General features: G+C 63.2%; 12 protein-coding genes. 11 read left to right on the forward strand and 1 reads right to left on the reverse strand.

Annotated features, from left to right (window positions below; all coding sequences use genetic code 11):
* Positions 1–521 (reverse strand): PD40 domain-containing protein (locus HUK84_RS05275; protein WP_176639333.1); only part of this gene is annotated, 521 nt, incomplete at its 3' end.
* Between the two features lie 380 nt (positions 522–901).
* Here HUK84_RS05275 and HUK84_RS05280 point away from each other — a divergent pair.
* The 11 genes from HUK84_RS05280 to HUK84_RS05330 all read left to right on the forward strand — a co-directional run.
* Positions 902–1,705, forward strand: coding sequence for an AraC family transcriptional regulator (locus HUK84_RS05280; RefSeq protein ID WP_176639334.1), 804 nt, complete (start codon positions 902–904; stop codon positions 1,703–1,705).
* A gap of 143 nt (positions 1,706–1,848) precedes the next feature.
* Positions 1,849–4,032, forward strand: a complete 2,184-nt coding sequence (locus HUK84_RS05285; protein WP_176639344.1) for a TonB-dependent receptor — start codon at positions 1,849–1,851, stop codon at positions 4,030–4,032.
* Between the two features lie 364 nt (positions 4,033–4,396).
* Complete coding sequence (locus HUK84_RS05290) at positions 4,397–4,639, forward strand: AbrB/MazE/SpoVT family DNA-binding domain-containing protein (protein WP_374729267.1); 243 nt, start codon at positions 4,397–4,399, stop codon at positions 4,637–4,639.
* 1 nt (position 4,640) lies between these two features.
* Complete coding sequence (mazF, locus tag HUK84_RS05295) at positions 4,641–4,985, forward strand: endoribonuclease MazF (protein ID WP_176639336.1); 345 nt, start codon at positions 4,641–4,643, stop codon at positions 4,983–4,985.
* Positions 4,986–4,995: 10 nt separating this feature from the next.
* Entirely contained in the window at positions 4,996–5,178 is a 183-nt protein-coding gene (locus HUK84_RS05300; protein WP_176639337.1) for a hypothetical protein, read from the forward strand.
* A gap of 180 nt (positions 5,179–5,358) precedes the next feature.
* Positions 5,359–5,709 (forward strand): MarR family winged helix-turn-helix transcriptional regulator, encoded by a 351-nt coding sequence (locus tag HUK84_RS05305; RefSeq protein ID WP_218064226.1) that lies wholly within the window; start codon positions 5,359–5,361, stop codon positions 5,707–5,709.
* 217 nt (positions 5,710–5,926) lie between these two features.
* Positions 5,927–7,228: a TonB-dependent receptor plug domain-containing protein gene (locus HUK84_RS05310; protein ID WP_176639339.1), complete on the forward strand. Its 1,302-nt coding sequence runs from the start codon at positions 5,927–5,929 to the stop codon at positions 7,226–7,228.
* The gene (locus HUK84_RS05315) at positions 7,159–8,319 is read left to right on the forward strand and encodes a TonB-dependent receptor (protein ID WP_176639340.1); all 1,161 of its coding nucleotides are present in this window, start codon (positions 7,159–7,161) and stop codon (positions 8,317–8,319) included. The genes HUK84_RS05310 and HUK84_RS05315 overlap by 70 nt, the downstream gene beginning before the upstream one ends.
* Positions 8,320–8,373: 54 nt before the next feature.
* Positions 8,374–9,639, forward strand: coding sequence for an aromatic ring-hydroxylating oxygenase subunit alpha (locus HUK84_RS05320; protein WP_176639341.1), 1,266 nt, complete (start codon positions 8,374–8,376; stop codon positions 9,637–9,639).
* Entirely contained in the window at positions 9,636–10,109 is a 474-nt protein-coding gene (locus HUK84_RS05325; RefSeq protein WP_176639342.1) for an aromatic-ring-hydroxylating dioxygenase subunit beta, read from the forward strand. Before HUK84_RS05320 ends, HUK84_RS05325 begins: the two co-directional genes overlap by 4 nt.
* Positions 10,106–10,788: ferredoxin reductase (locus HUK84_RS05330; RefSeq protein ID WP_176639343.1), on the forward strand; the 683-nt coding region annotated here is incomplete at its 3' end. The genes HUK84_RS05325 and HUK84_RS05330, both read left to right, overlap by 4 nt.

Genomic DNA, 10,788 nt, shown 5'->3' on the forward strand with positions numbered 1-10,788 from the left:
ACCCGCGCGACGGGCGCGGACGGACGGACGGGATGGACCAGGACCGCCAGACGGCCGCCATCGGGAGACCAGCGGAAATCGATCGCGTCCCCCGCGAAGGGCCCAAGGTTGCGCGGGGCCTCACCTGCCGGACCGGCCAGCCATATCGTGTCGTGCGCGCCGCCATGCCGGCCGATATAGGCCAGATGCCTCCCGTCGGGCGACCATCTTGGATGGCTGTCATTGTCCTGCGACCCGTCCAGCCGGACGGCATGCGCATCCGGCGCGACGGGCTGGAACCAAAGCCGCGTGACCGGCGGCCGGGCCGGATCGGCAAATGCTCGCACGCCGTAGACGATGTGCCGGCCGTCCGGCGCCAGAGCGACATCGCCGACGCCCCGCAGCGTGCTGATCTGTTCCGGCGTGATCGTCGGCGCGGCGGGCTGGGTCGCGCGGGCAATGGAGGATGCGCCGAGCAGCGCGCACAGGGCAGCGGCGGAGCGTGCCAGCGGAAGACAGGAGGAAAAACCGTATCGCACCATTATCGGGTCCCGGTCTGGGCAATGCTTCATGGGGGCGGGCAACGGGATTCGTTGCGATTGTCGGGATATCGTTTCACCGGCATGCCATCTTGTCCATGCGGCCGTCTCAGGGGTGCGCCAAGAGAGGCTTTTCATCCAAGAGATTGATCTGGAATCGGAAACGGCGCATGTGACCTGCATCCGGGATGCCGGGGCGGCCTGTTCGAGACGAAGCTCGGCCCATTGCCGACAGCCCGGGGCGCCCGTCGTGGCGCATCTGTTTTGGCCCTATCGAGACGGCGGCTGGCCCTGGCTGAACAGACCGAAATTGCAACGACCTATTAACGTAACGACATGGTCACGAGCCGATGCCGAAAAAAGGCGGGGTGAGGGAGGGGAAAATGTCAACGCAGGCGAAGATCCTTCCGATCAAGCGCAGCAGCGACCTGCCACATGATATCAGCCCGGTCGTCGGGCTGGCCGACCATTATCCGCCGGGCTTTTCCGATCCGTTCCATGCCCATGAGCGCTGCCAGCTTGCCCTGACCCTGTCGGGCGTCATCACGGTGACGACCGGTTCGGCCAGCTATATCCTGCCCCCCAACCGCGCCATCTGGATTCCGGCGGGTACCCACCACCAGGTGACGACCCGGGCGGCGGTACAGTTCCGGACGCTCTATGTCGACAATACCCTGAACAAATGGCCCGATCGCTGCCATGTGTTCGAGACCACGCCGCTGGTGCGCGCGCTGATCGACGAAATCCTGCAATTCCGCTTTCCCTATCCGCCCCAGGGGCGCGAGGTCCGGCTGACCGACCTGCTGCTGGAGGAGCTGGACCGCATGCCCAGTGTCGGGTTGCAGATCAGCATGCCCTCCGACCGGCGGCTGGTGCGTGTCTGCCGTGCCCTGCTGCTGAACCCGACCGATGGGCGCGACCTGGATCATTGGGCGCTCGAGGCCGGGATGGGGCGGCGTACCTTCACCCGCCTGTTTCGTGAACAGACGGGCATGGGCCTGGCCAGTTGGCGCCAACAGGCCCGGATGATCGAGGCGATCGCCCTGCTGGAGCAGGGACGTTCGGTCACGACCGCTGCCTATGATGTCGGCTACGACAGCCCCAGCGCCTTCAGCGCCGCCTTCCACCGGATCTTCGGCATGTCGCCCAGCGCGTATTGCCGCGGAAGTTCGAAAATAAAACAATAACGTTTAATATACATTTTTCCAAAATCTGAATCCTCCACGCCTCGGTCGAGGCGTAGCATCGCGAGTGCCTCATCATGCCCGATCCTCGTCGCCCGAACCGTTCCGGGTATAAAAAGCCCCTCGATCTGGCATTGCTGGCATTGATGGCGGGCGTGTCGCCCCATGCGATCGCCCGGGCGCCCGACGGTCCGTGGACCGATGGTGGAAAGCCGGCCGCCGTGCATGCCGCAAAAGGGGCAGCCCCGGCACCGGTGCAGCAGGGCGCGCGGGACGAGGCCATCGTGGTGGAGGCAAAGCGCCGAAATCAGATGCAGGTCTCAAGCGGCGGTCAGCTCGGCGTCTTGGGCAACAAGAAAGGCATCGATGTCCCCTTCAACATCCGCAGCTACAATTCCAGCCTGATCCTGAACCAGCAGTCGCAGACCCTGGGACAGGTGCTGGAGAACGACCCATCGGTCCGCACGACCTACGGCTACGGCAATTTTTCCGAGATGTTCGTCATTCGCGGCTTTCAGGTCTATGGCGACGACGTTGCCATCAACGGTCTTTACGGCATCACGCCGCGCCAACTCGTCTCGCCCCAGCTCTATGACCAGGTTCAGGTCATCAACGGTGCCAGCGCCTTCCTCAACGGCGCGGCACCGGGCGGGTCGGCGATCGGCGGCAATATCAACCTGACGTTCAAGCACGCGACCGATTCCCCGATCACCCGTCTGACCGGCGATTATACCAGCAGCGCCATGGGGGGCGGCAGCGTCGATATCGGCCGGCGCTTCGGCACCGACCATGCGTTCGGCGCGCGTATCAACGTGGCGGGCATGGACGGCACCGACTCCATTGCGCATGAACGCCGCCATTCGGTCGCGGTCGGCGGGGATTTCGACTGGCATGATGAAAGGACCCGTGTGAGCCTTGATATGAATTTTCAGAATCAGGGCGTCAACTGGGGGCGGCCAGCCATCTTCCTCGGCTCCGACGTCACGCACGTTCCGCGTCCGGTTTCGCCGGATGCCAATTTCGGTCAGCCCTGGACATATAACGATCTCAATTACATTTTCGGAATGCTCAATATCGAGCATGATCTGTCGAAGCACGTCATGCTCTATGGCGCCTTTGGTGGCCTGAGCGGCCACGAGCAGGGAAACTACCAGGTTCTGACGGTCAATAACGCAAGAACCGGCGATAGCACCAACGGCAATCTCTATGTGCCATATGTGCAGACCAACAAGAGCACGCGCGGCGGCGTGCGCGCGCATTTCGCAACCGGCCCGGTCAGGCACGAGATCAATGCCGGCGGCTCTGCCTTGTGGGAGGAAAGCGACAGCGCCTACGCCTATGCGTGGCCCTACAGCGCCACGAATATCTATCGCCCTGTCTATACCGGTGCGCCCGACCAGACGCTGACCGGCGGCAATGTCGCGAATCCCCAGCAGATCAGCGGAACGCGGCTCTATAGCCTGTTCTTCTCGGACACGATGTCATTTTTCGACAATCGCGTCGCGCTGACGGGCGGATTTCGCTATCAGAACCTGATGGTCGACGGATTCGATTACAATGCCCCCGGGCGCGGCGCGCGCAACGCCAGTTACGACCAGGGGGCGATCACGCCCGTGGTCGGGCTGGTCGTGCATCCGACCCGGCGGACCTCGGTCTATTTCAACCGGATCGAAGGCCTGTCGCAGGGGCCGACGGCATCAGGCAATGTCGTCAACCTGGGACAGGTCTTTCCGCCCTATCGCTCGGTGCAGTATGAAGTCGGCGCGAAATACGATATCGGGCGCTTCGCAGCGTCGCTGGCGTTCTACCAGATCTCGCAGCCCAATTCTTATACGGCAGCCTATGGTACCAGCGGCCAGTATATCTTCACGGTCGACGGCATGCAGCGCAATCGCGGGGCGGAACTGAACATCAACGGCGAACTGATGCCCGGCCTGCGCTTCAATGGCGGCGCCACGTTGATCGACGCGGATCTCCGACGTACCGCCGGGGGGCTGCAGAACGGCCACAGCGCCATCGGCGTGCCCAATTACTCGATCAACGCCAATATCGAATATGACCTGCCGTTCCTGCGCGGGGGCACCGTCACCGGCCGCGTGGTCAATACCGGCAAGCAGTGGGTCAACACCGCCAACACGTTGCACCTGCCGGTCTGGACACGGTTCGATCTCGGGGCCCGCTACACGTTCGTCACGGCGCACAGGCCGGTCACGCTCCGCTTCGGTATCGATAACGTGGGCAATGCCCGCTACTGGGCATCGGCCTATGGCGGCTATCTGCTCGAAGGCCTGCCCCGAACCTACAAATTTTCTTTCACGGCGGATTTCTGATCGCCGGGATCAGAGCGGCGCGCTCCGATCCACCAAAGCCGGCCCCATCCCGGCTGTTATCTTGAATCAGATCACGCTCCCAATGGGAATCCTCAGCGATTCAGAATGCACGGAAAACGCTCTGGCAGGCTGTCGGGTTGGGTGCTGCGGTGAAATGGCTGACAAGCAGACGACCCGGTGCCGCGTCATTTTGGACACGACCTCACTCCCCCTCATCACCCTGAAGCAGAACGTGCGGATCACAGTCCGGCTGGGCCGGCAGATCGGAGACTTTTGGTGTGAGGATTGACCTTCAATGTTGATACGACGTTGACACTTGCACCTGGCAAGGTAGTATCTACAGAGTTGATACTTGGGGTCGAACATGAGAGCCGTCGTAAAAAAATGGGGAAATAGCGCGTCTATCCGCATTCCCGCCTCTGTGATGGCCGCTGCGGGCCTGAAACTGGACCAGCCGGTCGACGTTCGCGAGGAAGGCGGACGTGTGGTTATCGAGCCGGTCAGCAAAGCCGAATATGACCTGACAGACCTGCTTTCGGGCATCACCCCGGACAATATCCATGCGGAGGTCGATTTTGGCTGGCCGGTCGGCCAGGAACGCCTCTGAGATGGCGGCATATGTGCCTGACGCCGGCGATATCATCTGGCTCGAATTCCCGCCCCGGGCAGGCCATGAACAGGCAGGCCATGAACAGGCGGGCCATCATCCCGCAGTCGTCTTATCGCCGGCGACCTATAATCGCATCGGCCTGCTTTTGTGTTGCTCGCTTACGACCAAACGAAAAGGTTACCCATTTGAAGTCGCAATCGACAACGACCGCCAGAGCGCCGTCCTTGCTGACCAAGTGAAATCGCTCGACTGGCGAGCCCGAGGCGCCAAGCGGAAGGGTCGGATTTCAGAGACGGAACTCACCGAAATCCGGGCCAAGGCCCGCGCACTGATCGGGAAATAGGAAGCAGGCGATGACCGACAAGCAGACGACCGCCGGCACGTCGCTGGACCAGGCACTGGCCGTATTCGGTTACTCCGATGCAATTCCGTCGCACCAGCGATATACGCTCATCTCTTCCATTGCGCTTTTCTCGGCACTGAATGGACGACCGGAGATCGGTGTCCAACCTCATCGGAACTGGACACCAAGATAGGCGATGCTGATCAGCATCACGTCTCCGCTGCCTGAATTGCCATTTCGAAAATAGAATTGAGAATCCATTGTGACGCGTCCCCGCAAGACCCCGTTTTTACCTGAGTTTAGGCTCGAAGATTCTCCGTTCTACTGGATGGGGCGCATCTCCAGCATGCACGGCCTGAAGGCGGAGCGTGCCTTGAAGCGGGCCGGTGTGGACAATTCGCAATGGAAGGTGCTGTCCGCCCTGTCGCAGCGTGACATGTCGTCGCTGTCGCAATTGATGGACGCGGCCATCCTGAAACAATCCACGCTGACGAAGGTCATCCAGCGCATGGCGGCGGATGGTTTGGTGCATGTCGCGACCTCGCAAGACGACGGGCGTGCGATCCACATCACGATCACCGATCAAGGCCGCGCGACGCTGGAACGCCTGCGGCCGGAAATCGCGCGGATCTTCTCGTTCGTGTTTGATGACCTGTCGGACAGCGAAATGGACGCGCTCAACGCGCGCCTGCGGATGATCTTCGAACAACTCCAGCGCTTCTGATCCCGCATAGCTGGGCCAGCGGCCGGCGCACGTGGGCGCCGCAGAACCACACATACGTCGGCGATGCAGCCAGCCCGCCTTATTCAGTGCGCCCCGACAGCGGGGCATCATGCGCATATAAATTATAATTAATATGAAAAGTGATGATTCCGGATGCGGAACGTGGTTCGATGCGTCATCAAATTGACGTTGCCCCCAAGAGCCAAAAGGATTCACGATGTCCGTGCGTTCCCGCAATGCTGTGAATCTGCGACAACAGATCTCCCTGGCGACCGTCATCGCCACGTCCGCCCTGCTGGTCTCCACCCTTCCGCGCGCCGCCGGCGCGCAGACCCCGCACCCGGTCGCCAAATCCCTCCCCAAGGGGCGCAAGTCGAACGCGGTGCCGGCGACGCACGCTCCGGCCCGTGGGGCAACCCCGGCGACGGTGCGCGAAGAGGTGATCGCGGTCACTGCCAGCGGGCAGACAGCCCGGATCCGCCGCCTGCCGCAATCGGTGTCGTCCTATTCGTCAGAACAATTGCAAGAAATGGGAATCCGCGACACGAAGGACCTGCTGGGCATCACGCCAGGCATCTCACTGGCGACGAGTTCGCTCTCTCCCACCGGCGAATCGCAGCAGCTCGTCATCCGCGGCGTCGGAAACAATGCCCAGTTGGAACCGGGCACCGGCACCTATGTCGACGAGATCTACATGCCGGCGATCAGCTTCGATATGGGATTCCTGGACCCGGCGCGGGTGGACATCTACAAGGGTCCGGAAAACGTCCTGTTCAGCCGTAATTCCGAGGCCGGGGCCGTCAGCATCACCACCCGCGCACCGGACGACCGCGCCGTCAGCCGGATGGCGGTCGGCTATGGCAGCTACAACACGGCCAAGGTCCAGGCACTGGCCAGCGGCCGGATCACTCGCGGGGTGTATGGCTCACTCCTGGCCTACTACACGCGCTCGGACGGATATTTCAAAAATACCGGTTCATCGCCCCATTACCAGAATCCCTATTTTCCGGGCGAGGACCTGGTCGCCCTCTATGGCAGCCACATCCATCTCGACAAATATACCGGAGTCGAACAGAATGCGGGCTTTCGTTCCGAATTCCGCTTCGTTCCCACGGACACGACGGATATCCGCCTGATCGGCGACTACCATCGCGACAACGGCAATCAGAGCGCCGGCGGGCCGCTGACAAGCTGCCATTGCTACGACATCATGGGCGACCTGGCCTATCAGGCGGACAGCGCCGATTACGGCGTGGGCATCAACGCGAAATGGCACCTGCCCTTCGCCACGCTGACCTCGGTCACCTCGTGGCGCGAAGCCTATTCGGACGCCCCCATCGATTTCGTGGGCAATGCCGCGTACAAGAACAATCTTCAGGTTCTCTACGAAGAACAGGAATCGAAGGTCCAGACCGTGCGGCTGGATTCCCTGACGACGCGCCGTCTGACATGGGGGGCGGCGTTTCGGCCTACAAGGACCGGGAATACAGCAACCGCTTTTACAGCCTGGCCGACCTGAACGATCCGTCCGGCGGCCCGCCCTCGCTGTATAACGGGTTCTGGAACTCGCAGATCGTGGCGCTGCGCCGCACGGGCGTCGCGGGCTTCGCCCATGCGGGCTACGCCATCACGCCGCGCCTGCATCTCGATGCCGGCGTGCGCTATACATGGGAACATATCGATGCGTCGGGGTTGGAACGCTACGTCATTCCCGTGAACGGCGTGCTGACGGCGCCCATGAACAGCACGCAGAACGGCTGGCAGAGCTTCAACAGCCCGGTGCTGAATTCGCATGCCTGGTACAATGCTTCGCCGTCGGCCTCGCTCCGCTACGACCTGCCGCACCTGGGCTCGATCTATCTGAGCTACGCCCAGGGCTTCAAATCCGGCAGCTACCAGAAGGCGCCGTTCCTGCCCACCGACGTCACCCCAGTGGCGCCGGAGAAGGTCACCAATTACGAACTCGGCGGCAAGTTCCGGATCGCGAACCGGGTCAACCTGACGGTTGCCGGATACGATATCGAAATGAAGAACCAGCAGGTCCAGTCGACGGTGGTCCGTGACGGCATCACCTCGCACGCCATCACCAACGCGGCGGCAAGCCGCGTGACGGGCTTCGAGGGCGGGCTGGACGCACAGGTCACGCGGCGGCTGAATGTCAGCGGCAGCATCTCCTACACCGCCAGCCGCTTCCTGAACTATGTCATCTATCCTGGGGCGGGCCTGGCACCGGTGGTGCGCACCGGCAGCCGGCTGCCCAGCACGCCCGACTGGACGGCGGACGCGATGGCCTCCTACACCGTGCCGCTGGCCCCGGAGCAGAACCTGGCCTTCCAGGCCAATTTCCGCTGGGTCGACAGCAGCTATGTCGGGTCCAACGCGACCGCGAACGACCCGATCCTGGATATCCCCGCGTGGAACCGGCTGGATCTTCGTATCACCTACAAGCGGCCGAAATGGCGGGCATCGTTTTACATCAACAACGCGCTCGACCGCTACATCATCCTGTCCAAGTTCAATTCCTTCTTCGTTCTGCCGAACGGCGCGTTCATCCACAACGTCGTGGCGGCCCCGATGATGACCGGCTTCGAACTGAATCACGATTTCTGACCCGGACGCGCCAGCACGCGACCGGCCCGATCTACCCTTGAATGGAGCGATATCATGACCAACCCGCCCGATCCCGGAACATTCCTGGCCCCGGATCGTGCCGACGGTTCGATCTACAGCGATCCGGCGCTGTACCGGATGGAGATGGAACGCATCTTCATGCATCACTGGATCTGGGTGGCGCACTACAGCGACATTCCCGAACCCGGCGATTTCGTCACGACCTTCGTCGGATCGCACCCGGTCATCGTCTCGCGCGACCGCAAGGGCGCGGTGCATGTGATGCTCAACCGCTGCCGCCACCGCGCGGCGACGGTCTGCGAACGGGCGAAAGGCAGGGCAGCCAGTTTCGTCTGCCCCTATCACGGCTGGGCCTACGGGCTGGACGGCGCCCTGCGCGGCGTGCCCTACGCGGAAGGCTATGACGGGCAACTCGACAAGGCAGCGCTGCCGCTGGTCAACCTGCGGGTCGCGGAGTATGCCGGCCTGATCTTCGCGACCTTCGATCACGGCATCGCGCCGCTGGACGAATGGCTGGGCGCGGCGCGGCCCTGGATCGGCCTGTTCATGAAGCAGGGGGCGGGCTGGCCGGTGAAGACGATGGGCGAGCATCGCTTCACCTTCTCCGGCAACTGGAAGATCCAGTTGGAAAACACAACCGACGCCTATCATTTCCCGATCGTGCACAAATCCTTCCTCGATTCCGTCGACGCGGAGACCCAGGACACGTTCGATTTCGTGAAAGGTGACGGATTCGTCAAGGATCTGGGCAACGGCCATTCGGTCATGGTCATGATCCCCGAACTGGTGGACCTGGACGCGAACCTGGACGCGCCGATTCCCGAACGATTCAGCGAACTGGCCGAGATGCTTTCGCAGGATTATCCGCCCGAGCAGGTGCGCCGGATTGTGCGCGCCGTGGGCGGTACCGGTTTCAACCTGAATCTGTTCCCCAACCTGGCCTGTTCGATGGCATTCTTCCGCGTGTTGCGTCCGCTCGACGTGACACGGACGGAAATCCGCCACATCGCCATCGGCATGGATGGCGGCCCGGACATCGCCAACCGGATGCGCCTGCGCCTGCACGAGCATTTCCAGGGGCCGATGGGCTTCGGCACCCCCGACGATTCCGAGGCATGGGACCGCGTGCAGCGCGGGTCCCATGCCGGGCGCGGCATCGCCGTCCTGCTCAATCGCGGCCTGGGGCACGAAACGCGGGGCGCGGATGGGCATCTGCGCAGCGACGTCAGCGCCGAGACCGGGATGCGCGCAGCCTATCGCCAGTGGCTCGCCACCATGAGCGGAGGAGACGCGGCATGACCATTCCTCTCGATGAGGCCATGGCCCTCATCACGCTGGAAGCCGATCTGCTCGACCACGGCGCGTATCATGAATGGCTCGCGCTCTACACGCCGGAGGCGAAATACATCGTTCCCATCGATCCCGATCAGGACGATTTCGAAGCGACGCTGAACTATGCCTATGATGACGCCGCGATGCGCCGCAAGCGTGTCGAGCGGCTGCTAGGCGGCCGCTCGATCTCGGCGGCGCCACCGGCACGCACGGTCAGGCTGCTGGGGCGCGGTCGGATGCTGGATAGCGGCACGGAGTCCTGCACCCTGCGCTGCGCCCAGGTGCTGAAGGAACTGCGGCAGCATCGGGTGCACGATTACGCGGCCCACGTGACCTATCGCCTGGCGCGTACGCCCAAGGGGTTGAAGATCGACCGCAAGGTGATCCGCCTGCTCGAAGCGACCGAGGCTCTGACCGCGGTGAGTTACATCCTGTGATTACCGCCCCATTGAACAATGCCCCGTCGCAGCAACCCGGACGGATCACGGTCCAGGTCGGCTCGGTCGTGCCCCTGGGGCAGGTCCTGCTGTTCGACCTGCGGCCACTGTCCGGCCTGCTGCCGGTCTGGCAGGCCGGTGCGCATGTCGACCTGTTTCTCGGCGACGGGCTGGTGCGCCAATATTCGCTGTGCGGCGACCCGGCGCGGCGGGATGCCTATCGCCTGGGCGTATTGCTGGAACCGGACTCACGTGGCGGTTCCAGCACCGTGCATGCACGGGTGCGCCCCGGCGCGCGGCTGGAGATCGGTGCGCCCCGCAACCTGTTCGCCCTGCGCCCCGGCACGGGGCAGGTGGTGCTGGTGGGCGGCGGCATCGGCGTGACCCCGCTGATCGCCATGGCCCACGCGCTGCACGACCAGGGCCGGGCCTTCGTGCTGCATTACGTCGCCCGTGATCCCGTCCTGGCCCCACTATTGCGGCAGGCCCCCTTCGCATCGCGGGTGCGGGTGCATGACCGGGGTCGCGCGGACACGCCGCGTTTCGATCCGTCCACTGCGATGGCGTCCCATGCCGGCACGGATGGGCTGTCGGTCTATGTCTGCGGACCGGCCGGCCTGATGGAGGATGTCGCCCGCGCGGCGGACGCCGCCGGCGTGCCACCCGCGCGGATCCATCG

This window comes from Nguyenibacter vanlangensis, assembly GCF_013376155.1.
Lineage (GTDB): Bacteria > Pseudomonadota > Alphaproteobacteria > Acetobacterales > Acetobacteraceae > Gluconacetobacter > Gluconacetobacter vanlangensis.